The organism is Gilliamella sp. Gris3-2 (assembly GCF_001690345.1).
GTDB lineage: Bacteria > Pseudomonadota > Gammaproteobacteria > Enterobacterales > Orbaceae > Gilliamella > Gilliamella bombi.
The window spans coordinates 1-26,284 of sequence record NZ_LZHB01000016.1 but is presented as its reverse complement, the minus strand read 5'-3'; the positions used below and the strand labels follow the sequence as shown (position 1 = coordinate 26,284).

Annotated in this window: 26 protein-coding genes; 15 read left to right on the top strand and 11 right to left on the bottom strand. The window is 35.6% G+C overall.

What is annotated here, in order from left to right:
* Positions 1-7: 7 nt before the first annotated feature.
* The 4 genes from zapB to A9G32_RS02575 all read left to right on the top strand — a co-directional run bounded on the left by zapB (position 8) and on the right by A9G32_RS02575 (position 3,486).
* Entirely contained in the window at positions 8-253 is a 246-nt protein-coding gene (zapB, locus tag A9G32_RS02590) for a cell division protein ZapB (protein WP_034910977.1), read from the top strand.
* 78 nt (positions 254-331) lie between these two features.
* A complete protein-coding gene (locus tag A9G32_RS02585; protein ID WP_065590480.1) occupies positions 332-1,639 on the top strand; it encodes a DUF2868 domain-containing protein in 1,308 nt (435 codons plus the stop codon).
* A 1-nt stretch (position 1,640) separates the two neighbouring features.
* Positions 1,641-2,999 (top strand): DUF3482 domain-containing protein, encoded by a 1,359-nt coding sequence (locus tag A9G32_RS02580; protein ID WP_065590481.1) that lies wholly within the window; start codon positions 1,641-1,643, stop codon positions 2,997-2,999.
* Entirely contained in the window at positions 2,947-3,486 is a 540-nt protein-coding gene (locus tag A9G32_RS02575; RefSeq protein ID WP_081296713.1) for a C40 family peptidase, read from the top strand. The genes A9G32_RS02580 and A9G32_RS02575 overlap by 53 nt, the downstream gene beginning before the upstream one ends.
* Before the next feature lie 110 nt (positions 3,487-3,596).
* Here A9G32_RS02575 and A9G32_RS02570 read toward each other — a convergent pair whose 3' ends face one another.
* The 8 genes from A9G32_RS02570 to rsmE form a co-directional block, all read right to left on the bottom strand.
* Positions 3,597-4,784, bottom strand: a complete 1,188-nt coding sequence (locus tag A9G32_RS02570) for a pyridoxal phosphate-dependent aminotransferase (protein WP_065590482.1) — start codon at positions 4,782-4,784, stop codon at positions 3,597-3,599.
* Positions 4,785-5,045: 261 nt separating this feature from the next.
* Positions 5,046-8,588, bottom strand: a complete 3,543-nt coding sequence (gene nifJ / locus A9G32_RS02565; protein ID WP_065590483.1) for a pyruvate:ferredoxin (flavodoxin) oxidoreductase — start codon at positions 8,586-8,588, stop codon at positions 5,046-5,048.
* Between the two features lie 287 nt (positions 8,589-8,875).
* A complete protein-coding gene (gene purM / locus A9G32_RS02560; RefSeq protein WP_065590484.1) occupies positions 8,876-9,913 on the bottom strand; it encodes a phosphoribosylformylglycinamidine cyclo-ligase in 1,038 nt (345 codons plus the stop codon).
* A gap of 98 nt (positions 9,914-10,011) precedes the next feature.
* Positions 10,012-10,422: a Holliday junction resolvase RuvX gene (gene ruvX / locus A9G32_RS02555; protein ID WP_065590485.1), complete on the bottom strand. Its 411-nt coding sequence runs from the start codon at positions 10,420-10,422 to the stop codon at positions 10,012-10,014.
* 3 nt (positions 10,423-10,425) lie between these two features.
* A complete protein-coding gene (locus A9G32_RS02550; protein ID WP_065590486.1) occupies positions 10,426-10,983 on the bottom strand; it encodes a YqgE/AlgH family protein in 558 nt (185 codons plus the stop codon).
* A 21-nt stretch (positions 10,984-11,004) separates the two neighbouring features.
* Positions 11,005-11,457, bottom strand: coding sequence for a GNAT family N-acetyltransferase (locus A9G32_RS02545; protein WP_065590487.1), 453 nt, complete (start codon positions 11,455-11,457; stop codon positions 11,005-11,007).
* 3 nt (positions 11,458-11,460) lie between these two features.
* Positions 11,461-12,417 (bottom strand): glutathione synthase, encoded by a 957-nt coding sequence (gshB, locus tag A9G32_RS02540; protein ID WP_065590488.1) that lies wholly within the window; start codon positions 12,415-12,417, stop codon positions 11,461-11,463.
* Between the two features lie 182 nt (positions 12,418-12,599).
* Positions 12,600-13,325, bottom strand: coding sequence for a 16S rRNA (uracil(1498)-N(3))-methyltransferase (gene rsmE / locus A9G32_RS02535; RefSeq protein ID WP_065590489.1), 726 nt, complete (start codon positions 13,323-13,325; stop codon positions 12,600-12,602).
* 97 nt (positions 13,326-13,422) lie between these two features.
* Here rsmE and folB point away from each other — a divergent pair, with 97 nt between their 5' ends.
* The 4 genes from folB (at position 13,423) to A9G32_RS02515 (ending at position 15,526) form a co-directional block, all read left to right on the top strand.
* Positions 13,423-13,794 (top strand): dihydroneopterin aldolase, encoded by a 372-nt coding sequence (gene folB / locus A9G32_RS02530; protein ID WP_034910947.1) that lies wholly within the window; start codon positions 13,423-13,425, stop codon positions 13,792-13,794.
* Positions 13,795-13,822: 28 nt separating this feature from the next.
* Positions 13,823-14,827, top strand: a complete 1,005-nt coding sequence (locus A9G32_RS02525; RefSeq protein WP_065590500.1) for an MBL fold metallo-hydrolase — start codon at positions 13,823-13,825, stop codon at positions 14,825-14,827.
* Positions 14,828-14,889: 62 nt separating this feature from the next.
* Positions 14,890-15,096 carry a hypothetical protein gene (locus A9G32_RS02520; protein ID WP_065590490.1) on the top strand — a complete coding sequence of 69 codons (207 nt, stop codon included), beginning with the start codon at positions 14,890-14,892 and terminating at the stop codon, positions 15,094-15,096.
* A 1-nt stretch (position 15,097) separates the two neighbouring features.
* Complete coding sequence (locus A9G32_RS02515; protein ID WP_065590491.1) at positions 15,098-15,526, top strand: EamA family transporter; 429 nt, start codon at positions 15,098-15,100, stop codon at positions 15,524-15,526.
* A gap of 91 nt (positions 15,527-15,617) precedes the next feature.
* Here A9G32_RS02515 and moeA read toward each other — a convergent pair whose 3' ends face one another.
* The 3 genes from moeA to rsmI form a co-directional block, all read right to left on the bottom strand.
* Entirely contained in the window at positions 15,618-16,844 is a 1,227-nt protein-coding gene (gene moeA / locus A9G32_RS02510) for a molybdopterin molybdotransferase MoeA (RefSeq protein WP_065590492.1), read from the bottom strand.
* A gap of 165 nt (positions 16,845-17,009) precedes the next feature.
* Positions 17,010-18,101, bottom strand: coding sequence for a redox-regulated ATPase YchF (gene ychF, locus A9G32_RS02505; protein WP_034910937.1), 1,092 nt, complete (start codon positions 18,099-18,101; stop codon positions 17,010-17,012).
* Between the two features lie 205 nt (positions 18,102-18,306).
* The gene (gene rsmI / locus A9G32_RS02500) at positions 18,307-19,134 is read right to left on the bottom strand and encodes a 16S rRNA (cytidine(1402)-2'-O)-methyltransferase (RefSeq protein WP_065590493.1); all 828 of its coding nucleotides are present in this window, start codon (positions 19,132-19,134) and stop codon (positions 18,307-18,309) included.
* A gap of 417 nt (positions 19,135-19,551) precedes the next feature.
* On the opposite strand from rsmI, the gene nlpD reads away from it, so the two are divergent.
* From nlpD to A9G32_RS12750, 7 genes are all read left to right on the top strand, one after another.
* Positions 19,552-20,622, top strand: a complete 1,071-nt coding sequence (gene nlpD, locus A9G32_RS02495; RefSeq protein ID WP_065590494.1) for a murein hydrolase activator NlpD — start codon at positions 19,552-19,554, stop codon at positions 20,620-20,622.
* A 118-nt stretch (positions 20,623-20,740) separates the two neighbouring features.
* Entirely contained in the window at positions 20,741-21,493 is a 753-nt protein-coding gene (gene gpmA, locus A9G32_RS02490) for a 2,3-diphosphoglycerate-dependent phosphoglycerate mutase (RefSeq protein WP_065590495.1), read from the top strand.
* Between the two features lie 113 nt (positions 21,494-21,606).
* On the top strand, positions 21,607-22,185 hold the full coding sequence (locus A9G32_RS02485; protein ID WP_034910926.1) for a thymidine kinase: 579 nt from the start codon (positions 21,607-21,609) through the stop codon (positions 22,183-22,185).
* Positions 22,186-22,363: 178 nt separating this feature from the next.
* Positions 22,364-23,572 (top strand): aldose 1-epimerase family protein, encoded by a 1,209-nt coding sequence (locus A9G32_RS02480; protein WP_065590496.1) that lies wholly within the window; start codon positions 22,364-22,366, stop codon positions 23,570-23,572.
* A gap of 225 nt (positions 23,573-23,797) precedes the next feature.
* Positions 23,798-24,391: a UbiX family flavin prenyltransferase gene (locus A9G32_RS02475; protein ID WP_065590497.1), complete on the top strand. Its 594-nt coding sequence runs from the start codon at positions 23,798-23,800 to the stop codon at positions 24,389-24,391.
* 140 nt (positions 24,392-24,531) lie between these two features.
* Positions 24,532-24,846 carry a hypothetical protein gene (locus A9G32_RS02470; protein ID WP_141672749.1) on the top strand — a complete coding sequence of 105 codons (315 nt, stop codon included), beginning with the start codon at positions 24,532-24,534 and terminating at the stop codon, positions 24,844-24,846.
* 457 nt (positions 24,847-25,303) lie between these two features.
* Complete coding sequence (locus A9G32_RS12750; RefSeq protein WP_141672865.1) at positions 25,304-25,870, top strand: hypothetical protein; 567 nt, start codon at positions 25,304-25,306, stop codon at positions 25,868-25,870.
* The last annotated feature ends 414 nt before the right edge of the window (positions 25,871-26,284 follow it).

Here is a 26,284-nt window from a genome sequence, read left to right as displayed (position 1 = left end):
GAAAAATATGTCATTAGAAATACTAAATCAATTAGAAAGTCGAATCCAACATACTATAAATACTATCAATACATTACAACAAGAGATTGCAACCTTAAGAAAAGGCAATCAAGAGTTAGAGCAATTAATTAATGATAGTTCAGATGAAATGAAAGCACTACGTGACGAAAACGAAAAGCTAAAACAAGATCAGCAAGTATGGCAACAACGTATTCAAACTTTATTAAGTAAAATTGGTGAAATTACACAATAATTGATTCGACTTTATGAACGCGACTTATGTCGCGTTTCTTTTATATTTTATTTATTATAATGTTGAAGATTAAGTCTAATGCGACAAAAGCTAAAATCACTCTGGTTGACCGAAACGATCCATTTAATTGAAACAGAATTTGGGCAGTTTGCTGATCAAGATATCAACCGACAAGTAAGAGCCGAACAAATATCGCTTCCAGATCGAATTGTGATGCGGGCAATCATGTTGTCTAAACAAAATGGATTGTATTTGGCGCAAAAAGTACTTTTGCGATCGGTAAAGTTATCTTTTGCATTATTGCTGCTACTATCTGTTTTTTTAGGTGGTTCATTAGCATTGGGAGCATTAAGTCAAAACCCTATCAATTTGTATTGGGCGCTTTTTAGTTTGTTAGGCGTTCATTTAATTACGCTAACTATTTGGCTTGGTTCGTTTTTCCTCTTTTCCAATTTTGGTGGTAGTTTGTTGATTCATTGTTGGTTATGGTTGGCTAAAAAGCTTTCTCAAAAAAAGACAGTGCAACAACTGATCCCTGCATTTGTTGAACTATTTGGCTCTCGTATTCGTTGGCTTATTGGGTTTGTGCTTAACCTGTTTTGGACTGTGATTTTAAGTTGTGCATTATTAGTTTTAGTTGTGCTATTTTCAACTAAGCATTATAGTTTTGAATGGCAAACCACTTTGCTTAGTTCTGACACGATTATTGGTTTAACTCATTATTTAGGCTATTTACCGTCATTACTTGGCTTTGAAATTCCAAAAGACGAAGTTATAAAGCTAAGCGAACATGCGTTAAGTGCTGGTGAAATTCGATCATCGTGGGCTGTTTGGCTGTTAGGTGTATTTATTGTTTATGGATTAATGTTGCGGCTTTTGTGTATGGTGTTTTGTGGTGTTAATTGGCTTATTAGTAGTCGTCGAATTGAGCTTAATATCTCTCATCCTGATTATCAAATATTAGCAAATCGGTTGCAGTCATTATTTGTGAATATTGAAGATGCTGATAAATTAGGTCAAAATAGTCACCAGTGGCATTTTTCAACACATTCAATAGAAGCTGCTGAAGGTAATTTTTTGGTTGCCATCGATGTGCAAGAAAGTTGGCACTACCCTGAGTCTGTCTCATTTTTAGGTTTTTTAAATACGCGTGAACAGCGCAGTAATATTCTAGATTATTTGCAATTGACGCCAGCTCAAAAATTATTAATTGCGGTTGATACCGATAGAGCGCCAGATAGGGGAGTATTAAATTTTATTAATCAACTGATTAATAAATCTCAGCAAACTCGTATTTGGTTTATTAATCAAGGTAAACAGTATCATAATTGGCAATCATTATCTTTACAGTTGGCTCAACCTGACTGGCTAAGCGAGGCTCTGTAAAATGCTATCAACATTAAAATTAGCAGTGGTTGGTCATGCCAATGTTGGCAAAACATCTTTACTACGCACCTTAATTCGTAATAGTCATTTTGGAAATGTATCTGATAGCCCTGGCACCACAAGACACGTTGAATCAATAACATTGCCACTTGAGCATAATAAATCAATAATTTTTTATGATACTCCAGGATTAGAAGACAGTTTAGCACTTTATGATTATATTAACCAATTACTTCCTACTAATGCAAAACTTGATGGTGTCGATAAATTAACATTTTTTTTACAAAGCCCAGAGTCTGAAAACGTATTTAATCAAGAAGCTAAAGTCATCAAACAACTGCTAAATAGTGATGCGGCTATCTATGTGATAGATGTACGAGAGCCAGTATTGGCAAAGTATCACGATGAATTAGCTATTTTAGCCAATAGTGATAAGCCCATATTAGCTGTTTTAAATTTTACTGCAGACAGTAACCAAAATGAAAAGGAATGGAAAAGATTACTGTCACGCATTGGGATTCATGCTATTATAAGATTCGACGCTATATTTCCTCCTTTGGATGGTGAAGAACGTTTATATCATAGCCTTGCTTTACTAGTTGAGCCTGCTAAGGTTATATTAGATAACTGGCTAGATAAAATCGCACAAACTCGTAATTCTCGAAATCAAACCGCTAATCTGATTATTGCCGAAACACTCGTTGATGTTACAGCCTTTTATGAAATGGCTAAATCAGAAGATGTGCAGGCAATTGCTGATATGCAAAATAAAGTTAGAAAGCGAGAACAAATGGCGATCAATGAATTATTAAAATTGTATCAATTTGATTCAAATCAAGAAAGTGAAGAGAATTTACCTTTAATAAAAGGTCGCTATAATGCTGATCTATTTAATATTGATGCTCTAAAAATGATGGGTACTCATTTGACTAAAGGCTTTGTTCAGGGGGCGACAATTGGTGCTAGTATTGATTTAGCGACCGGAGGTATCTCACTTGGATCAGCTGCGTTAATTGGTGCCGCAGTTGGTAGTTTAATGCAGACTGCAAAACATTATGGTTCTAGAGTTCGGTATCAGCTTTCTGGATATAGAAAGTTAAGTGTTGATGATGTTATTATCTGTTTTCTTTCTTTGCGCTTAATTCGCCTTAAAGAAAGTTTGAATCATCGTAGCCATGCGGACACTAGCCCAGTTAGATTATCTAAAATAGATAAAACCGAATGGGAAAAAGGCGTGTTGCCTAAAAGCTTAAAATTGGCTAGGCGTTATTCGTATTGGTCAACGTTAAATAAAGGAACAAAAAGAAATGATAAAAAAAGACAATCAACTATTAGGGACGTTGCTCGACAACTGTACTAACGTGAAAAAACGTTTTTTAATAACTATATTGTTTTTTTCTATTTTCATGTTGTTTGGTTGTAGTACTACCCAACGTCAAGTTTCTATTAAGAAAACTAAACCTAGTCCTAATCTAACCATGTTAACTAAAATAGAATCTCATTATAAAAAATGGCAAAACACGCCATACCGTTATGGCGGTACGACTTTAGCGGGTAGTGATTGTTCTGGTTTTGTAATGAATTTTTTTAAAAATAAACTTTCAAAAAACTTACCAAGAAGTGCTGCTGAGCAAGCTCGGTTGGGTGTTAAGGTAAACACCCCTAAAGCAGGTGACTTAGTATTCTTTAAAACAGGCCGTAGCCGTAGTGGTCTACATGTTGGCATTTATTATGCAGACGGCAAATTTTTACACGCTTCAACATCAAAAGGTGTAGTTTATTCAAACTTAAATGATAGTTATTGGAAAAAACATTATTGGATGACGCGTCGTATTATGGGTAGCTAAATTTTTTTCGTCATTATCTTCAATGAATAATTCAATTTTGACGGCTTATAATAAAAATAAAGCTCTTTAAATTAGCTAATATTTAAAGAGCTTTAGAATAAGCCGTTAATTTAAATTTTTCCTTTTTCTTTTAATTCACGCATTACATTTGCAACGTAAAGCATCTCACTCGGCGAACCTAGCGATATTCGACACCAATTTGTTGCTGGTGCGAAATCTCTACCAATTAATACAAAATTATTTTTCATTAGTTCTCGATAATCTTTCAAATCAATTGGACTTTTGTGAAACATAAAATTAGTTTGAGATTTTAAATAATGCAAACCTAGTTCTGATAAAGCTTTTTCCATAATTTGCCTTGATACATCAACCGCTTTTTTAGAGTATGTTAAAAAGGGTTGATCATCTATTGATGCGAGAGCTGCGCAAACACCACAGTAATTCAGTTTTTCACCAGCAACATATTGAGCTATATTCTTAACGTTTTCAACTGAACTGACCACATAACCCACTCGTAACCCTGCCATAGCATGGATTTTTGAGAATGTTTTAAGCAATATAACATTGTCATAACCTTGTGTAATTAATTTATCGACTGATTCAAATGCAGGATCATTAACAAATTCAGCATAGGCTTCGTCAACAATAAAAATAGTATTTTTAGGCTTACTTTTTATCCAAGATTCAATTTCACTTGTTGCAAAAACTGTCGAAGTTGGATTGTTTGGATTAACTAAATAGACAATTGAAAATCCATTATAATCTTCGGCAGCTTTTTGTATGCCTTTTATATCGATCTGCCAATCTGGCAAACTTGGTACTTTGGTAATTTTTAAATTAAAGATTTTTGCAAAATGTTCTCCATCTCCATAAGTAAGCTCTGGAATGACTAATTGAGTATTTGACTTAACAAATGCAGCAATAGCACTACGAATACCTTCCGAAGATCCTGCAGTTAATAAAATTTGAGTATCATCGACTTTATGATATTTAGCTAATCGTTTGTTAAGCAATGGCATTTCGGCTTTGGCATAGCGATTAGCTTTTGGTACAGCCTCAATTGCAGCTTGTTTTGCACGTGGTGACATACCAAGCGCATTTTCATTAAAGTTGAGCCTTACAGGATTGTTAATATCAGGTGTTGCTGCATTTTCAAGCATAGGTAGAGAGAATGAAACCGAGTTCTGCGCTTCTATTGCATGAGCTTTAGATAATAATTGATTAATAGATATCCCTGCAATTGCCGCACTGGAAAATGTGATTAATTTTCTTCTACTAACGTTTAAATTGGATATCATGATTCACCTCCCATTTAATTAATTTTTATGTGGTCAATTATTAATCATGCAAAAATAATACCAAGTTTTTAACGATCATTGGATAATTGATTCGTATATTACTCAATAACATAAAGTTAGTGATATTGGGTTGTTATGTGAGCTATTGTGATTTGAATATGCACAATTCTGGTGCTTTATTGCTCAAATGCGGTAATAAAAAAGGACTGTTATTAATAACAGCCCTTTATAATGGCTTATAATTACCATGTATAGCTATTGTCAGCTATCTGCTGGTGTCTCAATATCCGAATAGGTTGCTAGCATCTGTAAGAATTTATATTTAGAATCTGCCATTTTTGTTGAACGTTCATGCAAGGTATTTGCAATTACAGGTTCAAGTGTTTCTAAACGACGAAAACGTTGTTCTTTTAGTAAGATACCAGTTAGTGACTCACTATTTGGTGCTTTTGAGTCTAGCACTAATCCTGGTTTGCCTTCTGCCATACGGCGTGGGTCGTAACGATACAAAGGCCAGAATCCTGATTTAACTAGATCTTTCATTTGTTCATGCGATTTAGCCAGATCATAGCCATGTTCCTCACAAGGACTATAAGCAATAACTAAAGATGGTCCATCATAAGCTTCAGCTTCTTGTAAGGCTTTAAGAGTTTGGTTAAGTTGTGAACCTAATGCAACTTGTGCAACATAGACATGGCCATACATCATTACACTAACACCAAGATCTTTACGTGCTTTATGCTTACCTAAATCAGCAAATTTTGATACCGCACCCATCGGCGTAGCTTTTGATTGTTGACCTCCAGTGTTTGAATAACACTGAGTGTCTAATACCAATATATTTACGTTATCAGTTAAACTCATAACATGATCAAGCCCGCCGAATCCAATATCGTAAGCCCAACCATCGCCACCAATAGCCCAAACTGACTTATCTACCAAATAATTTGCATCTATCATTAACTCTTGTGCTTGCGAAGAATCTAAGTGTGCAAGCTGTTCACGTAATAACTCGACTTGTTGACGTTTTTCCGCTATAGAGGTTTCTGGCGATTTTAAGGCGATGACTATTTCGGGCGAAATGTCGCCAGCAACATAATCAAGTAAGCGTAACGCTCGTTTTTTATGTTGGTTATAAGTAATACGATATCCTAATGCAAACTCTGCATTATCTTCAAATAATGAGTTTGCCCAAGCTGGACCACGACCATTTCGATCAGTAGTATAAGGCGATGATGGGAGGTTGCCACCATAAATTGATGAACAGCCAGTGGCATTGGCAATGGCTAAATGGTCACCATAAAGTTGGGTCAACAATTTGATGTATGGTGTTTCGCCACAACCTGCGCAAGCACCCGAATATTCAAATAGCGGTGTAAGTAATTGTGATGTGCGCACATCAATGCGTTCAAGCGTGCTGATATCACGATCAGGCAATGCAGTAAAGTACTCAAAGTTAGTGCGTTGAGTCTCAAGATTATCGATACGTGATTGCATGTTAATGGCTTTAATTTCAAAATTATTACGATCACGAGCTGGGCACACTTCGACACATAAATTACAGCCAGTACAATCTTCTGGTGCAACTTGTAAAACATATCGTTGTCCCTTCATATCACGAGCTTTTACTTCAAGTGAGCTTAATGAATCAGGCGCATTGATCATTTCATCAGGATCAACAACCTTAGCTCGAATAGCCGCATGAGGACAAGCAACCGCACAATGATTACATTGGGTACAGAGTTCAGGTTGCCAAATAGGGATCTCTTCAGCAATGTTACGTTTTTCCCACTTAGTTGTACCTATAGGCCAAGTTCCATCGGGTGGAAATGCTGATACAGGCAAGTTATCGCCTAAACCAGCTAACATTGCAGCAGTGACTGTTTTAACAAAATCAGGCGCATTAGCAGGTACAATAGATGGCATTGTTGAACTGCTTTGGTCAACACAGCTAAGTGGTATTTGTTCAAGCGAAGCTATAGCTAAGTCGAGCGCTTTCCAGTTATTTTCAACTAAATCTTGTCCTTTACTGCTGTAACTTTTGGCAATGACTTCTTTTAATTGGGCGATATTAAAATCGTTTTTAAAAATTCCAGCTAGATGAAAAAATGCCGCCTGCATAACGGTATTAATTCTTGCGCCTAAATTACATTCACGAGCTATTTTTGCCGCATTGACAATGTAAAAGTGTGCTCGTTTTTGTATTAATTGAGCTTGCACTTCTTTTGGAAGTCTATGCCAAATTTCGTCTTTGCTATACGGCGTGTTAAGCAAAAAGATGCCATCGTCTTTTAATTTATCAACAATTTGATATTTATCGATAAACTGATCTTGGTGGCAGCCAATAAAGTGTGCGCTGGTAATTAAATAGGGTGAATCAATTGGATCTAAGCTGACTCGTAAGTGTGAAGTCGTCAAACCTCCTGCCTTTTTAGAGTCATATACAAAATATCCTTGTACATAAAAAGGAGAATTATCACCAATAATTTTAATATTATTTTTGGTTGCAGATACCGTGCCATCACTGCCAAGCCCATAAAATAGCGCTTCAAGAGCAGATTTTTGTGGTATCGATTGGTCAGGTAAAGGTAAAGAAAGCCCAGTTATATCATCATAAATACCAACGGTAAAACGTGGTTTGGGTTTATCTAATCCAAGTTCAGTAAAAATAGCAAGTACACAACGAGGGTCAAATTCTTTAGATGATAACCCATAACGTCCACCTATAATAAGAGGCATAGTTGCGCGTTCTTTGCGCGACAGGCTTTCAGCAAATGCGGTCATAATATCTAAATAAAGCGGTTCGGCTTGGGCCCCCGGCTCTTTAGTTCTATCAAGCACAGCAATTTTATTAACAGTACTTGGAATAACTTCGAGCAGATGATTGGCTGAAAATGGGCGGAATAGCCGAACGATCACAACCCCGACTTTTTCGTTTTGTTTAAGTAAAACATCAACTACTTCTTTTGCGGTGCTAGCACCAGATCCCATAATAACAATAATATGCTCAGCATCACTAGCACCATAATATTCAAAAGGTTGATACTTTCGGCCTGTTTCTGCTGCAAAAGCGTCCATAGCATCAACAACATGTTGATAGACATTATCATAATAAGTATTTATCGCTTCTCGGCACTGGAAGTATGTATCAGGATTAGCTGATGTACCTCGAGTTACCGGTTTATCAGGCGTTAATGCTCGTGAGCGATAGGCTTTAATGGCTTCGTGTGGTAATAAATTACGGATTTGGTCATCACTTATTGGATAGATTTTATTAACTTCATGTGAGGTTCTAAATCCATCAAAAAAATGAACAAAAGGAACAAGGCTATTAAAACTGGCCATTTGCGAAATTAAGGCAAAATCTTGCGCTTCTTGCACTGAACTAGAACAAAGCATCGCAAAACCAGTTTGCCTAATTGCCATCACGTCAGAATGATCGCCAAAAATTGAAAGAGCATGCGTTGCAACAGTACGTGCTGCAACATGCAAAACAAAAGGAGTCAGTTCGCCGGCTATTTTGTACAGCGATGGGATCATTAAAAGCAAACCTTGTGATGAAGTAAACGAAGTTGCAAGTGCACCTGTCATTAATGAACCATGAACGGTTGCAATTGCACCTGCTTCGGATTGCATTTCAATCACTCTTGGTGTATCACCAAAGACATTTGGTTTATTAAACTCAGCCCAAGTGCTAGCTTGCTCGGCCATGGTTGAGCTTGGTGTGATTGGGTAAATAGCAATGACTTCGTTTGCCCGATAAGCGACGGATGACACCGCACTATTAGCGTCTGATATGATCATTAAAAAACCTTTTATTTTATAGTGTTATGACATTACTTTGTTATAATATTTTATATTATTGTATCAAAAACTTAGATTGCTTTGAGCTATTTTACATTAATTTTGAAGTAAAATGAGTTGATTTTTTGAGCTTCTAGCTTCTAATAGATGAATGATGACGACTGAAAATAAAATAATATTATCTTAGAGTCATACCATAGATTATTGTTTAAATCGATAATTATGGGAATAGTTTATAGATATTATCCAACTTATAAAGTTGAATAATATCTCCAATAGATTGTACGCTATTTTATTACAACGCGCTCGCCTGATGTAGAGTGTTTAATTTCACCTAATAACCATGCCTTTTCACCATGATTATTTAGTAAAGTAATTGCTTGATCGGCTAACTGTTTTGGTAAAGCAATAATTAAGCCAACACCACAGTTAAAAGTTCGATACATTTCGTGACTGCTGACATTACCTGCTTTTTGTAACCAATTAAATATTTCAGGCCATTGCCAGCTTGCTTCATTAATTATGGCTTGTGTATTATCAGGTAATACGCGAGGGATGTTTTCCCAAAATCCGCCGCCTGTAATATGGGCAATGGCATGCACATCAACTTGAGTAATAAGGTCAAGAACGGACTTAACGTAGATCTTAGTTGGTGCAAGTAGATGATCGGCAAGAGTTTTGCCACCTAACTGTTCAGTGGCAGGATTTACACCGCTGACTTCAATTATTTTACGCACTAATGAATAGCCATTAGAATGAGCACCGCTTGATGCTAATGCAATTAATGCATCACCATCTTGTACTTTGCTACCGTCGATCATGGCTGATTTTTCAACAACACCAACGCAAAATCCTGCTAAATCATAGTCATTACCATGATACATACCAGGCATTTCAGCTGTTTCGCCCCCAACTAAGGCACAACCTGATTGTTTACAACCCTCAGCAATACCAGTTACCACAGTGGCTGCAACATCAACATTAAGTTTGCCGGTAGCATAATAATCAAGGAAAAATAAAGGTTCAGCACCTTGTACAATCAGATCGTTAACACACATTGCTACTAAATCGATGCCGATTGATTCGTGGCGATTTAAATCCATTGCTAGACGTAATTTAGTCCCGACACCATCGGTACCAGATACTAAAATAGGTTCTTTATATTTTTGTGGAATAGCACACAGTGCGCCAAAGCCACCCAGTCCACCCATAACCTCAGGTCGTTTGGTTTCTTTAACAACAGATTTAATACGATTAACAAGTTCATTACCAGCATCAATATCGACACCAGCATCTTTATAACTAAGAGAATTGTTGTTTGACACGGTAAGTAGTCCTTACAATAAAAAGTTGTTGTTATTTTAGCAAGGATGAAATTTAATGGCGATTAATTATTTACAAAATAACCAATTAAATAAAATTACTAATTATTTTCAAACCAACTTTCCAAAATAATAATGGCAGAAGTTGCATCAACATGACCCTTTTCAAGTGCTCGATAACCTCGTGAAGCAAAAATATGTGATTTTGCTTCAACGGTCGATAACCGCTCATCTTGCAAATGTACTTGATAACCAAATCTGCCATGCAACCGATTAGCAAATTTACGAGCTCGGGCTGTTAATGGTTGTTCGGTGCCATCCATATTTAGGGGAAGCCCAACGACTAAAAAATCAGGTTTCCACTCATTTAATACCTTTTCGATAGTTTGCCAGTTAGGAATACCATCTCGGGCTTTAAACGAGCATAAAGGATTGGCTGTTTTAGTTATATCTTGTCCAATAGCCGCTCCAATACTGGCAGTGCCAAAATCAAATGCGATAATGGTTGCCATGGGTCATGCATTTCCCATTTGGTGTGAAATAGTATTCATATTGATTCCAAGTGATTGAGCGGCTTTTTGCCAACGTTCATCAATGGCAACTTCATAAATAATTTGAGGATCGGCATCAACCACTAACCAATCATTACGAGCAATTTCATCTTCGAGTTGTAGAGACTGCCAACTTGAATAACCTAAAGCCAAAAAGATATTTTGGGGCTGTTCAGGAGAGCCGATTGATTTAAGCGCATCAAGCGAAGTGCTAATCATCACATCATCTGAAATCTGAATACTAGAAGCAAACCCATCTAAAGGTGTGTGTAAAATAAAACCCTGTTCATCAGCAATGGGGCCACCACAAAATACAGGTTGTTCTAGTTCTGCGCAACTTGTTGGTGATGTAATTTCTAAACGTGCAAGAACGGTTGCCACATTAAGTTCAATAATTGGTTTATTAATCATAATCCCCATAGCGCCATCACGATTATGTTCACAAATATAAATAACTGAATGACTAAACATAGAATCATCAAGTGTAGGCATTGCGATAATAAAATGGTTTTTTAAATTCATAGTTTCACATTCAAGTTAATTTTATAATGCACATTTGCCAATTTTAACGTTGTGTTCAACATTACAGTGCATTAATAATTCTGGTTCATTTGTTTCTTCATTGATCGATTCTGAAACAATTTCAAAATTTTGAGAAAGATAAAAGTTGATCGCATTAGTATTTTTTTTATAAACATGTACCAACAGTTCGTTATGGCGTTGTTTTGCTTTTTCAACAAGAGCTTTACCTGTTCCTTGTCGGCGAAAAGCTTCATCTACAAATAGACCTGAAATATAATTTTCAGTTATACCGATAAACCCTTTAACTCCATCAAGGTCTTGAACGTATAAAGTAGACATTGGAATTAACATTTTTACTAAATCACAATTTTGTTTAAAAAACTCAGGATTGATAAAGTTATGAGCTTGCAAATTACCTTGCAACCATATTGTCATTACGCTATTTAAATCTTCAGATTTATATTGTCTAATCATTGTTTAACTCTTTTTATTTAATCGATGTTCTATTGCGTCCATTAACATACCGGTAATTGAAAGGCCTGGGTTAGCTGCTTCAATTTCACGAACACAGGTTGGGCTGGTAACGTTAATTTCGGTTAACTTATCACCAATGATATCAAGTCCTACAAATAGTAGGCCTTTTTCTTTTAAAACTGGGGCGATGCTTTTAGCTATATGCCAATCGCTTTCGCTTAAGGCTCTAACTTCGCCATGTCCTCCAGCAGCAAGGTTGCCACGAGTTTCACCTTTTTGAGGGATTCGTGCTAAACAATAAGGTACAGGTTCACCATCAACCACTAATACACGTTTATCACCGTCTTTAATCGCAGGAATAAAGTTTTGAGCCATACAATAACGTGTGTTATGTTCGGTTAACGTTTCAATAATCACTGAAACATTGGGATCGTCTTGTTTGATTCGAAAAATGGATGATCCCCCCATGCCATCAAGTGGTTTTAAAATGATATCATGGTGTTGTTCGTGAAAAGCTTTGATATGCTGTGTTTGACGCGTAACCAAGGTTTTTGGTGTAAACTCGGCAAACCAAGCGGTAAAAAGTTTTTCGTTACAATCGCGTAGGCTTTGTGGTTTATTGACAACCAATACACCTTTAGCTTCGGCACGCTCTAGAATATATGTAGCATAGATATACTCAGTATCAAAAGGTGGATCTTTACGCATTAAAATTGTGTCAAGGTCACTTAGTGGAATCGTTTTTTCTTGCCCAAGTTCAAACCAATGATCTTTATCGTTATAAACTGTTAAAGTGCGAGTTGTGGCATAAGCTTCGCCAGTATCTAGAAAAAGGTCATTCATTTCGATATAAAAAAGTTCATAACCCCTTTTTTGCGCCTCAAGTAACATGGCAAAACTGGTATCTTTTTTTATTTTGATGTGACTAATTGGATCCATTACAATGCCCAGCTTTATCATGATGACTCCTTACCTATTTTGTCTTTATAAAATTGTTTTATACTGAAACATGGGTATTCCTGAAACTTTTTAACAGGTTTTTAATCATAATACCCAAATTAAAATTTAATATTTGTTGTTATCATACTCGTTACAAGTTCAGTTGCAAAGCAATCATTACTTATCATTTGTATAAGATATATTTATCCAAGATCGCCTAAATGTACTTGTAAGGCGGTGAGAGCCGTTAATGCTGCAGTTTCTGTTCGCAACACTCTAGGACCGAGTAAAATGTCAGAAAAATGATAGTTATGTGTCATGCTAATTTCATTATCAGATAAACCACCTTCAGGTCCAATTAGTAAGTAAATTTGTTTATGCGTATTAGTTAACTGTCTAATACCATATTCAGCTTTGGGGTGTAAATTGAGTTTTAAGCCTTCAGTTAAACTAGCACACCAACTTTCTAACTTCATTACTGGATGAATAACTGGGATCACGTTTCGACCGCATTGTTCACAAGCAGAAATAACAATTTTTTGCCATTGTTGAATTTTCTTTTCGAGCCTTTCTTCATGAAGTCTGACACCACAACGTTCAGAAAGGAGTGGAGTAATACTCGCTACGCCTAATTCGACTGATTTTTGAATTGTAAACTCCATTTTTTCACCGCGTGAAATCACTTGCCCTAAGTGAATATCTAATGGTGATTCACGATTATCTAAAATGGGCAAAGAGGTTTTTACTGTAACTGTTTTTTTATTGATTTCATGTATAACTGCAGGAGTAATATGGTTTGAACCATCAAATAAAATAATATTTTCACCTACTTTCATGCGTAACACGCGAATAAGATGATTAAATGCATTATCATCTAGGGTAACAAGACTATTTGGCTCAATGGTAAATGGTTGAAAAATTCGAGTCATAATTTTGTATATCTTATATTATTTGCAATAAATTATAGCGTAATTTATCAAGATTCGGTAATCTCTATTTAATGTAACTTATGTTTTGGAATCAGGTATGAATACATATAGCAAAGATAGGGTATTAATCGAAGGATTAACTGTTTTAACCACCATCGGCGTATATGAGTGGGAAAAGACCATCAAACAAAAATTAATTATTGATCTTGAAATGGCGTGGGATAATAAACCTGCTGGAGAAAGTGATAACGTATCACTTTGCTTAGATTATTTTGTGGTTAGTCAAACTATAACACAATTGGTTGAATGTTCGAATTTTGAATTGATTGAATGTGTTGCTGAGCGTATTGCTGAGCGTATTATTCAACAATTTTCGGTTAATTGGCTTAAAGTTAAAGTATCCAAACCGAATGCAATAGCTAATGCTCGAAATGTTGCTGTAATAATTGAACGTACGGCAAATAAATAAACTAACTAGTGGTAAAGATACTGTAACAATGATAGATAATAAAAAGCAAGATTTAATTACTAACAAAAAACATCATACAGCTAAAGGGTTTAGGCACGACGAATCTTTTAAAATAAAAATAAGTGAGTTTTTGCGTTGGCGTTTTGAACGTAAAGTTTTACCTCCTAAAGAGGGTTATCACAACTTTAATCAGACGTGGTTTGAGCAAATAAATCTTGACTTGCCCGATGATAGAGTTTGGTGGATTGGTCACTCAACAACATTGATTCGTTTGGGCGGTAAAATGATTTTGACAGATCCTATCTTTTCTAAACGAGCTTCGCCATTACAATTGATCGGACCGAAACGTCGCACACCTCCAGCTTTAGAAATAGAACAACTACCGCAGATTGATTTTATTGTAATTTCACATAACCATTATGATCATCTTGATTATCATAGCATTCGGAAATTAATTGCGCGCTTTCCTAATATTGTAATAATGGCTCCTCTTGGTTTAAAAAAAGCATTATTAAAATTGGGAGCAAAACAGATTACTGAATTAGATTGGTGGGATAGTGTAACCGTTGATGGCCTTACTTTTTCCGCAACATCGGCTATACACTGGAGCAATCGTGGGTTATTTGATGTAAACAAAGCATTATGGTGTGGTTGGGTGATTCAATCTAATATTGATAATCAAGATCAATCAAAGACGGTCTATTTTATGGGGGATACATGCTACTCTGCTGAATTAAAAGAGATCGCTAAGCGTTTTCCTTCAATAGACTTGGCATTAATTCCAATTGGTGCTTATGCACCACGTTGGTATATGCAATCACAGCATATCGATCCTAAACAAGCTGTGCAGTTATATGACGAACTCAATTGTCATTGTGCAATAGCCATTCATTGGGGGGCATTTGAATTAGCTGATGAACCATTAGATGAACCACCTCAATTATTAATTGAACACAAAGCCGAGCGCGCTTTTTATCTATTAAAAATAGGTGGTAATTTAGCTATTAAACGTATTAATTATGAATTAAAATAACTTCAATAGAAACAAATGTAATACCTATAATTATTTAATGTATTTGCCAAAAGGAGAAAGAAATGAAAGTAGCAGTTATTGGGCTATCTTGTTTAATGTTTAGCCTAGCATTAGTTGGATGTGGTGGGAAAAACGACGAAGGCAAGACCTATCATTGGTCAAAAGCGCACGGTGTTTTAGAAGATTGTCGTGGTGTAATGAATAAATCTCAACAATGTAGCAATAATTCGAATAATCAACAATATTTATTCAAAGTAGATAAATATTAATATGAGTGCATGGCTGATTTACGCATTACTTTCTGCCATTACTGCGGCCAGTGTTGCTATTTTAGGGAAAATTGGTTTACAACATCTTGATGCTAACACCGCTACTGCAATTCGTGCCGTTGTAATGGCCATTTTTTTAGTCGGTGTGGTTGTTGTTCAAGGTAAATTAAATCTTATCAACACTTTTTTTAATGATAAAAAGGCATTACTTATTATTGCGCTAAGCGGTATTGCAGGTGCGTTATCTTGGCTATTTTACTTTATGGCGATCAAAGAGGGCAAGGTGTCGCAAGTTGCGCCAATTGACAAATTAAGCGTAGTTTTTGCTGTTGTGTTTGCTGCTGTTTTATTTGGTGAAAAGATCTCGTTGTTAGCTGGCGTTGGTGTCGCTATGATTGCAGTTGGTGCGATATTAGTGGCACTATTTTAATTGTGCACCAACGAACGCTATTGCCTTGGTTTATTGATATGCGTGGCTTTATAGGAGGCAGAATTCATAAACCATGGCTTGAACTATAACATCACTTAAGTAATGTATTAAACAGTTCAACATTCACCATTTCGCCTTCACTAACATTACCACGATCTTGTTCAAGCACAATAAAACAGTTAGCTTGGTTAAATGACTGCGTAATATGAGAACCTTGTTGACCAGTTGTTGTTACTTCTAACTCACCTTGTTTATTAATTTGTAATATTCCTCTTTGAAAATCTAATCTCCCGATTCTTTTTTTGACGCTGGTGGCAATTTTTACTTTGAAAGATAAATCGATTGATGTTAGTTGTTGTCCTGAAAGCACTAAAATAAGTGGTTGTACCAATTGATAAAAAGTCACTAAAGTTGAAACGGGATTACCAGGTAAACCACAAAATAGTGCATTGCCAATTTTGCCAAAGGCAAAAGGCTTGCCTGGTTTCATTGCAATCTTCCAAAAATTGATTTGTCCTAATGTTTCAAGTGCAGTTTTGGTATAATCAGCGTCACCGACGGATACGCCTCCACTTGTTATCACCAAGTCAGCTTGACTTGATGCAGTTATTAACGCTTTTTTGATTTCGGTAAGATCATCAGCAATAATACCGAGATCAATAACCTCACAGTTAAGTTTGGTTAATAATAATTTTAGTGTGAAGCGGTTGCTGTCATAAATAGCACCATTGCCAGATAATGGCTGACCAATAGGGGTTAATTCATCACCCGTTGATAAGATGGCTACCTTTAATTTTTTAAAGACAACAAGATCACTAATGCCTAATGTTGCAAGTGTCGATAGTGTTGGTATCGTTAATTTAGTCCCTTTGTTGACTGTGATCGCACCTTTTTTAACATCTTCACCTATACGACGAATATTATCGCCAGCTTTTACGCTACTTAAAAAGGTAATCCCTAGATCAGACTTTTCGGTCTGCTCCTGCATAACAACCGCATCGGCATCATTTGGCACTGGCGCACCTGTCATAATGCGTAAACAAGTGCCTTGTGGCCAATGAAGATTGTTTATATCATCACCAGCAAAAATAGCGCCAGCCAGCGGCAACAATTTTGATTGCTTAAGATCTGCTAACCGAACCGCATAACCATCCATAGCTGAATTATCAAAACTAGGTACATTAATAGGGGAAATTACAGGTTCAGCGGTAATCCTTTCTAATGCATCAAATAACGTAACTTTCTCACTATGCAGCGATTTTATGGTTAATGCGCTTTGAAGTAGTTGTTGCTTGGCTTGTTGAAAAGTGAGTAACATAAAAGTGGGCTGTCCTTATATTTACCAATCTATTATTGGTTCAGTTGACAAAAAGTTTCAGGTAACACTACGTTTAAGTAAAAAAATAAATTTTATATCAATATTAATTAGTTATTATGGACATCAATATAACAACGTCGCCAAAAGGCGACGTAAAATAATCAACTATACATTAAATAAGAAGTTCATAATATCGCCATCTTGTACGATATAATCTTTACCTTCAGCACGCATTTTGCCAGCCTCTTTAGCTCCTTGTTCACCGCCGTATTTAATAAAATCATCAAAAGCAATGGTTTGCGCACGAATAAAGCCTTTTTCAAAATCGGTATGAATTTTGCCTGCTGCTTGAGGGGCGGTATCGCCAACCGAAATTGTCCATGCACGAACTTCTTTTACGCCTGCGGTAAAATAAGTTTGCAGATTAAGTAAGCTATAGCCAGCACGAATTACACGATTTAAGCCTGGTTCGGTTAAACCTAAATCTTGCATAAACTCATCACGATCGGCATCATCAAGTTCAGCAAGTTCTGCTTCAATTGCAGCACAAACAGGTACGACAACAGCTTTTTCTTGTTCTGCTATTGCTTTTACTTTATCTAAATAAGGGTTATTTTCAAAACCATCTTCATTCACATTAGCGATATACATTGTTGGTTTTAATGTTAAAAAACTAAGGTATTTGATGGCTTCAAGTTCTTCTTTGCTAAGATCTAATAAGAGTAGCTTTTTGCCTTGCTCAAGATGAGGTAAACACTTTTCAAGGATTTCCACTTCAAATTTGGCGTCTTTATCACCACCTTTAGCGCGTTTTTGTTGGCGAGTTATTGCTCGTTCACACGCTTCAAGATCGGCTAATGCTAGCTCGGTATTGATAATTTCGATATCTTCAGCAGGATCGATTTTACCCGCAACGTGGACAATGTTCTCGTTTTCAAAGCAACGCACTACATGACCGATAGCTTCTGTTTCACGAATATTAGCTAAAAATTGATTTCCTAAACCTTCGCCTTTTGATGCGCCTTTAACAAGCCCAGCAATATCAACAAATTCCATGGTAGTAGGTAATGTGCGTTGTGGTTTAACAATTTTAGCTAACTCATCTAAACGGGGATCGGGCATTGGTACAACCCCAGTATTTGGCTCGATAGTACAAAACGGAAAATTAGCCGCTTCAATGCCAGCTTTAGTTAGTGCGTTAAAAAGTGTTGACTTACCTACATTCGGTAATCCGACAATCCCACATTTAAATCCCATACTGTTTGTTACCTTTTTTGTTTTAAAATATCTTAAAAATAAGGGGCGATTATATACTAAATTGCGCTATTTGTGCTAATCTTCTTATCAATAAATCAACCGATAATTAAGCAAATTAGTAATAATCATTTAGTTTATTATCCAGTCAACGCTTTCTAAAAACCGTTTTATAAGCCATACCAAGTAATGTTACTTAACGACCCAATTATTGTTCGGAATCTAAACCAATTTGATAAAGTTGATTTTTTTTAAGTCCATATATTTCAGCAGTAATGGCTGCTGCCTTTTTTAGCGGTAATTCTTTTTGCAATAGTTTAAGGGTACTAATTGCCTGAGGATCGATATCATCATCGCATTTGATATGACCTTGAACAATCAATACAAATTCACCTTTTTGACGAGAAGTATCCTCGTTTAGCCAATTAATCAGCTCATTAACCTTAAAACTGACAATGGTCTCCCATGTTTTGGTTAGTTCCTTAGCTAAAATGATCTGCTTATTAGCTCCCCAAATAGTTTGCATATCGTTAAGCGTGTCTAATAAGCGATGTGTTGATTCATAAAAAATCATTGTTCGAGGTTCGTCCAACAATTTTACAAGACAATCTTGGCGAGCTTTAGCTTTAGCTGGTAAAAAACCTTCATAAATAAACTTATCTGACGGCAATCCTGATGCACATAAAGCAGCAATCGCAGCACAAGCACCAGGAACGGGAACTACTTTTATGTTATTTTCGCGACAAGCCTTAACTAAATGATACCCGGGATCATTAATTAACGGAGTGCCAGCATCAGAAATCAAAGCAATTGATAAGCCAGATTTAAGTTTTTCAATCAAAATATTGGACTTTTCTTGTTCATTATGATCATGTAAAGCAAACAATTTTGCTTTTATTCCAAGATGTTGTAAAAGTAAACCGCTATGGCGAGTATCTTCAGCCGCAATAAGATCGACACTTTTCAGTGTATTGATGGCTCTGAGTGTAATATCATCTAAGTTTCCGATGGGGGTGGCAACAATATATAAAGTCATTATTTTAAATCACATTAAATTTTTTTAGAAATACGGCAAAGGTACTGTACGAAAACCTATTTTATTGTATATACTCGTTACATTCAAAATAAATCCGACAAAGCCTGAATAATTAGTTAATCAAAAGTAGAAAAATAGCTTGCTTATAACAAAATTAAGCATAAGCTGATTGGGATTATACCTTTGGATAATAAAGAAATTATATTAGCTCAGTTTGAATTTTAGTGGTTATAGATCGCAAGAATAATCAAATAACAAATTTAAGGTTTTCATCGTGAAATTCTAGATGAATTTATTGATTTAACTAATAACTAATCAATATAATAGCGTTTTTACTATAAAAACGCTAAAATGTGCTGATAAAATAAGATGTATAAATGCTATTGAACGCAAAATAGTCAAAAACAAAATTTACGAATGAAAGGTGTTGCTTTGAAAAAAATACTTACATTAAGTTGCTTAAGTTTGTTGATTGTTGCTTGTACGCAAACTGAGCAGGCCGAAATTGAAGATATTTCTGGCGCAGGTGGATCATCAACTTCTTCTGTCTATACCAAACCACCTGCCAATATATCAACAGGAGGTAGAACAGTTTCTACTCCTACTAATCATAACCTTCCATCATCAAGGCAGGCGACGGTTTCAAATTCCAACACCGCTAATAATACTAGCACGGTGATTAGTAATGAGCGTATTGTCTATAATCGTAATTACGACGACATTCCAAAAGGTGGATACCAAGGCGATACTTACACTGTTAAACGAGGCGATACTTTATTCTATATTGCATGGGTAACTGGTAATGATTACCGTTCACTAGCAGCTAAAAATAATATCAAAGAACCATTTGCCGTTAATGTTGGGCAAGTATTAGACGTTAGTGGCGGAACTGTTGTGGTAACACAAAAAACCACAACCAATAATACAACGACAAATAAATCAAACAACAATAATTCATCTGTAGTGATTGGACAAGCTAAAACTAAACCAACAATAACCAAAACAACAACGACTTCAATTACCACAATAGATAAAAATAAACGTCCAACAACAACTGAAACAACTGAAACAATCACTGAACCGCTAGATGATTCTACTAGAAGTCCAACTATAAATTCAAAAGCAGTCAATATTTCATGGCGATGGCCTGCACGAGGCAAGATTATTGAGAAATTCTCAAAGGCAAGTAAAGGTATTGATATTTCGGGTTCAATTGGCGATAAGGTTTTGGCTGCGGCTGATGGACGCGTTGTTTATTCTGGTAATGCGTTACCAGGTTATGGTAATTTAATCATTATTAAACATAATGATGACTATTTAACAGCATATGCGCATAACCAATCTATATTAGTAAAAGAACAACAAGCCGTTCGCGCAGGTGAGCAAATAGCCACAATGGGTGCAACTGGCACTTCGTCAGTTAGATTACACTTTGAAATTCGTTACAAAGCGCAATCAGTTGACCCGTTAAAATACTTACCCAAATAATAAACGTTTTGAGTCAGTCTGGTTGGCTCAAAACAAATGGGCATGCACGGTAATAACCTAGCATGTCTATGACAGAATATACCAAAAATTTAATCTACGTAACAAAGGAGTTATATTCATGGCAGTTAAAAAATTAGTGCTAATTCGACATGGAGAAAGTGTTTGGAACCAAGAAAACCGTTTTTGTGGTTGGACTGATGTTGATTTATCTGATAAAGGTAACAAAGAAGCGGCTGAAGCAGGTAAATTACTAAAACAAGAAGGTTTCGCATTTGATTATGCTTACACTTCAGTATTAAAACGTGCAATTCACACATTATGGCACGTTTTAGACGAAGTAGATCAAGCATGGTTACCTGTTGAAAAAAGCTGGAAGCTAAACGAACGTCATTATGGTGCATTACAAGGTTTGAATAAAGCTGAAACAGCAGCAAAATATGGTGATGAACAAGTAAAATTATGGCGTCGTGGCTTTGCAATTACACCTCCTGCACTTGAAAAATCAGATGAACGTTTTCCAGGTCACGATTCACGTTATAGCAAACTACCTGAATCAGAATTACCATTAACCGAAAGCCTAGCATTAACTATTAAACGTGTACTACCTTACTGGGAATCAACAATTGCTCCACGTGTAGCTAAAGGTGAACGTGTTATCATTGCTGCTCATGGTAATTCACTTCGTGCATTGGTAAAACATTTAGACAACATCAGCGATGATGATATTATCGAGCTAAACATCCCAACTGGTGTGCCATTAGTGTATGAATTTGATGACAATATGAAAGTTATCAAACACTACTACCTAGGCAATGCTGACGAAATCGCTGCAAAACAAGCTGCTGTTGCCAACCAAGGTAAAGCAAAATAATTATTCAATAAACTATTAAAGAGGTAGGTTATTTAACTTACCTTTTTTATTATCCAAATTATCATTTTATTTAACCACTTTTATTGATTTAATCTAATTTTGAGAATTTAATTTTGTCTAAAATTTATTATATATATGGCGTAATGAATGCCGGAAAATCCACAGAGCTTTTACAAATTGACCATAATTATTTAAGTAATAATATGCAGACTTTATTACTTAAATCATCAGTCGATACTCGTGACTCGGCAGTTGAAATTGTTTCTCGCTTAGGATTACGCAAAAAAGCGTTACAGCTTGATGACACAACGGTTGATGAAATTATTGAGCATATCAAACAAAGCAATTATGCCTGTATACTAATCGATGAAAGCCAGTTTTTATCGCGTAATACTATTTGGAAGTTATCTGATGTATGTGACGAATATGGCGTACCAATCATGTTTTTTGGTATCAAAACCGATTATATGGGACACCTGTTTGAAGGTTCTAAAACACTACTTGAAATAGCCGACAATTTTAGAGAGCTCAAAACTGTATGCTGGTGTGGCAAAAAAGCAACTATGATTTTATTGGAAGGACAAGACGGTAAAATTGTTAAATTCGGAAATTCTATTCATCTAGGTGATAGCGAATACCACTCAGTATGCCGAAAACACTGGAAAGCAGGGCAAATAAGGCCTAAAAACTGATCCTCTTAAAATTTCACACTTATTTCTTTCAACAAATTGCTTGTACATATGCAATATGCTTTTGGAAAAGTGTGAATAAACTCTCATTTTTGCGATTTTCTTTTTGTTGATTCTTTTTATTTTATGTCATATTAACTGACACGATTCAGTATTATTTTGTTAACTATGAGGAATCACCATGAAAATCAAAATTATTTCACTAGCTGTTGTGATTAGTTTAGTTAGTTATAATGCCAATGCTAAAGAATTTGTATTAACTGATAACGAAAAAGGTATTGCCAAAGGTAATTGGTCAGTTTCGAGTCAAGATTTAGGAATAAAAGGTTCAAAATTCGCTATTCAAAATACGATCCTTAAAGGTGGTAAACAAGACGGAACTGAACTACTAACAATTTCTAGTGATAATTTCACTATTAAATTAATTCCAACTCGTGGATTAGGTATTTTGTCTGTTGTTGGTGATGGTGTTCGCATGGGATGGGATTCACCAGTAGATGAAGTCGTTCATCCTAAATATATTAACTTAGAAAGTCGGGCAGGGCTTGGTTGGCTAGATGGCTTTAACGAAATGATGGTTCGTTGTGGTTTTGAATGGACAGGTCATGCTGTGCAAGATAGTGGCATCATGTATACGCTTCATGGTCGTGCGCAAAATACACCTGTTTCTAAATTAATTGTTGATGTATCGGACAAAGCACCGTACACCATTACAGTTAAAGGGTTAATTAAAGAAAATACTTTCAAAAAAAGCAATTTAGAAACTTGGGCATCGCTGATCTATGTGCCAGGAAGTAGAGAATTTACGGTCCACGACGTTCTCACCAATAAGAGTGATTATATCCGTGATTATCAAATTATCTACCATAGTAATTTTGGTACACCTATTCTTGAAGATGGTGCTAAATTTGTTGCACCAGTTAAAGAAATATCTCCATTTAACGATTATGCAAAAGGTGGCCTTGATACATGGCAAACTTATCTAGGTCCAACTAAAGATTTTGATGAAATGGTATTTAATGTTTATCCTTTTTCTGAGGAGAATGGCGAAACACAAGTTATGGTGACCAATAAAGCAGGTGATAAAGCAGCTGGTATTAGTTTTAATACTAAACAGCTACCCGTACTATCATTATGGAAAAATACCGATACCCTCAAGCAAGGTTATGTTACAGGCCTAGAGCCAGGTACCAGTTTTGCTTATCCAGTGACTATCGAACGTGAGCAAAAACGTGTACGTCAGCTTAAACCAGGACAAAGCACTGAATTTACTTTAACTTATAGTTTATTATCTAGCAAAGATGCTGTAACAAAATATGAACAAAAAATTAAAGCCATTCAAGGTAAGCAAGAAACAAAAATTGTAAATGAACCAATAGCTAAAGAATAAATTATTAAAAATGGCTACCAACCTTATATGGTAGCCATAAAACAACCTAATAATCTCAACACTTAATATTCATGATAGTAGCCTTAGCTACTTGATTCGCTATCAATAGATAGGTATAGTCACTAAATTAATAACTAGCTTTAATATCGCTTATTTTTAAATGTACAATATAATTTGTAGACTAAATAAAATAATGATTAACAATTTTATTAATATAGGATAAACATGACTCTCCAGCGGATAGTGATTGGCATTAGTGGTGCAACAGGGTTTGCTTATGGAATAAAAGCGTTAGAGCTTTTAAAACCACTTGATATTCAGACTCATTTAGTAATATCAAAAGCAGCACAAATAACGCGCGCTTACGAATTCCCTAACACCAGCATAGCACAAATAGAATCACTAGCTGATAAAGTATATTCTGTCAACAATATTGGTGCGGCCATTGCAAGCGGATCGTTTAAAACTATGGGTATGCTAATTGCACCTTGCTCAATGAGGACTCTAGCTGCCATAGCACATGGCTTATCAGATAACTTACTTACTCGTGCTGCTGATGTTGCATTAAAAGAGCGTCGTCGCTTGGTATTAATGGTTCGTGAATCACCCTTAAATTTAACGCACCTAAAAAACATGGAAACCGTGACACTTATGGGTGGCGTAATATGCCCGCCAGTACCAGCTTTATATCAGCATATTGAATGTTTGGATGATATCATCACCCATAGCGTAGCAAGAGCACTTGACCTATTTAATATCAACATTCCATCGCTACCACGATGGGGCGAAGATCTGCACCTAAACACTAAAACTGAATAACTCCAATAAATAAAAATATGCAAGCCGACTCTAAAATCATAAAATTTATTAAAAATAACCATGTATTATCGCTAAACGTAATCTTACCTGACAACAAACCATGGGCATGTAACACCTTTTATGTTTTTGATGAATCGGTAATGTGTCTGTATCTTCTTTCCGAATTAAAAACCGAACACGCTAAAGCCATGTTAACAAACCCACTAATAGCGGGCACGATCAGTATTACGCCTAAGACGGTTGCACAGATCCAAGGGATCCAATTTCAAGCTCAAGCAACACGATTACAAAAACAACAAGCTAAGCATGCCTATGCGCTATATTATCGGGCATTTCCCTTTGCAAGAGTTATCAAAGCACCAATCTGGGCATTACAGTTACATTATGTGAAAATGACGAATAATTTGCTGGGATTTGGGCGTAAAATTTATTGGAAAAAAGAAGAAGATTTTTAGATTTCTCTAAAAACTATAATTTTACTCATCCCTCCTGTAATTAGCTCATTTAAATAAAATCAAATCAATGTTTTATATAAATAATTTTAGAGCAAAAACACGCCTATGGCACCTCAATGTTAATAAGTCTGCCTTATCACAGCATCAAAATATGTCGATAACGAAGTAAAGCTAGCACGCCAAACTGGGCTGTTGGGCGTGTTTGTGTTTTAGATGTTATCAGCAATATTAATCATTACGTAAAAGTCAAAAAGTCCTAAAGGTAACACCATATTTTTATTATAAAATTCACCTATCTATAAAACCGAATCGTTTTCATCTTTACATTTCTTTACAAAAAATCCGTCAAAAAACTAGCCAACTATTTCTAAAACGGTTATACTTTAACCGTTTTAGAAAGGTAAGCTTATTAAATAAGCGAATAATTATAAAAAATCGAAATAAAACAAAATATTACTTGACAGGTGGAGCAAAATGCAGTACCATTTTAGGCACAAGGCACAAGCACTGGCAAACTTATGTCTTAAATTTATCAAATAATCCTATTCGACGAGTTCTTGCGCAAAACTTATTTATATCTTCTAAATTATCTAAATTATCTAAATTATCTAAATTATCTAAATTATCTAAATTATCTAAATTATCTAAATTATTACCGAAATTTCTCACAAAATTATTGCTAAAAATCCCATTGGCATTGTTGTTATTGCTGTGTTCATTAAAATCACAGGCATTATCGACCACGACAGCAGATAGCATTCAAGGTAGAGCATCCTATTTAGCCTTTGATGACCTCGTCATTAAAGTGACAGCAACAGATGACTTATTAGGTATTAATTTATCAAACAGTCGAAAATTCACACCACAAAGCCGCCTTTCATTATCGACAATCCAGATTAAGTTACCCGAGGTAAACCAAAGTTTTGCTGATATTAACATGACGACAGCGACATTATTTAGTTCATTGAATCTGAAGGAGTTAGTGGCACAAAGGAATAGGAGGGCGATGTTGATGAACAAGTGAGTGCCCCATTTTGGCGCAATAAATTAGCAGTAAACACATATTTTGGTGATGTTGTCAGCAATAAACACTATGCCAATCTATCAGTTGTTTGCGTTGTTCTTCAACCTTTAGCCTTCAATGCTTAGGGTGTCGGATAAGTTTAAATAATTTATTTAACAAATTATATGTTTGTTGGCGTGGGAATTTATTAGTAATGCTAGAAACTTATAAAAATAAAATATTATTTGATAAAGGAAATAAAATGAAGTATCCAAACCATTTAACTGCTGAACGTATTTTATTTTGCAATATATGTTTGCTTTTTTTTATTTTATGTAGTGCCTTTTATAGTAGTTATTCATTTGGGGTTAATCGTAGTGATGCAATAATACTTTCATCTAGCCCATTACCACCATTACCAGAACCGCCGCCGCC

Coding starts and splice junctions, on each gene's coding strand:
- zapB (WP_034910977.1), top strand. CDS start 8: ATGTCATTAGAAATACTAAATCAATTAGAAAGTCGAATCCAACATACT.
- A9G32_RS02585 (WP_065590480.1), top strand. CDS start 332: ATGCGACAAAAGCTAAAATCACTCTGGTTGACCGAAACGATCCATTTA.
- A9G32_RS02580 (WP_065590481.1), top strand. CDS start 1,641: ATGCTATCAACATTAAAATTAGCAGTGGTTGGTCATGCCAATGTTGGC.
- A9G32_RS02575 (WP_081296713.1), top strand. CDS start 2,947: ATGATAAAAAAAGACAATCAACTATTAGGGACGTTGCTCGACAACTGT.
- A9G32_RS02570 (WP_065590482.1), bottom strand. CDS start 4,784: ATGATATCCAATTTAAACGTTAGTAGAAGAAAATTAATCACATTTTCC.
- nifJ (WP_065590483.1), bottom strand. CDS start 8,588: ATGATCATATCAGACGCTAATAGTGCGGTGTCATCCGTCGCTTATCGG.
- ruvX (WP_065590485.1), bottom strand. CDS start 10,422: ATGGCAACCATTATCGCATTTGATTTTGGCACTGCCAGTATTGGAGCG.
- A9G32_RS02550 (WP_065590486.1), bottom strand. CDS start 10,983: ATGAATTTAAAAAACCATTTTATTATCGCAATGCCTACACTTGATGAT.
- A9G32_RS02545 (WP_065590487.1), bottom strand. CDS start 11,457: ATGATTAGACAATATAAATCTGAAGATTTAAATAGCGTAATGACAATA.
- gshB (WP_065590488.1), bottom strand. CDS start 12,417: ATGATAAAGCTGGGCATTGTAATGGATCCAATTAGTCACATCAAAATA.
- rsmE (WP_065590489.1), bottom strand. CDS start 13,325: ATGACTCGAATTTTTCAACCATTTACCATTGAGCCAAATAGTCTTGTT.
- folB (WP_034910947.1), top strand. CDS start 13,423: ATGAATACATATAGCAAAGATAGGGTATTAATCGAAGGATTAACTGTT.
- A9G32_RS02525 (WP_065590500.1), top strand. CDS start 13,823: ATGATAGATAATAAAAAGCAAGATTTAATTACTAACAAAAAACATCAT.
- A9G32_RS02520 (WP_065590490.1), top strand. CDS start 14,890: ATGAAAGTAGCAGTTATTGGGCTATCTTGTTTAATGTTTAGCCTAGCA.
- A9G32_RS02515 (WP_065590491.1), top strand. CDS start 15,098: ATGAGTGCATGGCTGATTTACGCATTACTTTCTGCCATTACTGCGGCC.
- moeA (WP_065590492.1), bottom strand. CDS start 16,844: ATGTTACTCACTTTTCAACAAGCCAAGCAACAACTACTTCAAAGCGCA.
- ychF (WP_034910937.1), bottom strand. CDS start 18,101: ATGGGATTTAAATGTGGGATTGTCGGATTACCGAATGTAGGTAAGTCA.
- rsmI (WP_065590493.1), bottom strand. CDS start 19,134: ATGACTTTATATATTGTTGCCACCCCCATCGGAAACTTAGATGATATT.
- nlpD (WP_065590494.1), top strand. CDS start 19,552: ATGAAAGGTGTTGCTTTGAAAAAAATACTTACATTAAGTTGCTTAAGT.
- gpmA (WP_065590495.1), top strand. CDS start 20,741: ATGGCAGTTAAAAAATTAGTGCTAATTCGACATGGAGAAAGTGTTTGG.
- A9G32_RS02480 (WP_065590496.1), top strand. CDS start 22,364: ATGAAAATCAAAATTATTTCACTAGCTGTTGTGATTAGTTTAGTTAGT.
- A9G32_RS02475 (WP_065590497.1), top strand. CDS start 23,798: ATGACTCTCCAGCGGATAGTGATTGGCATTAGTGGTGCAACAGGGTTT.
- A9G32_RS02470 (WP_141672749.1), top strand. CDS start 24,532: ATGTGTCTGTATCTTCTTTCCGAATTAAAAACCGAACACGCTAAAGCC.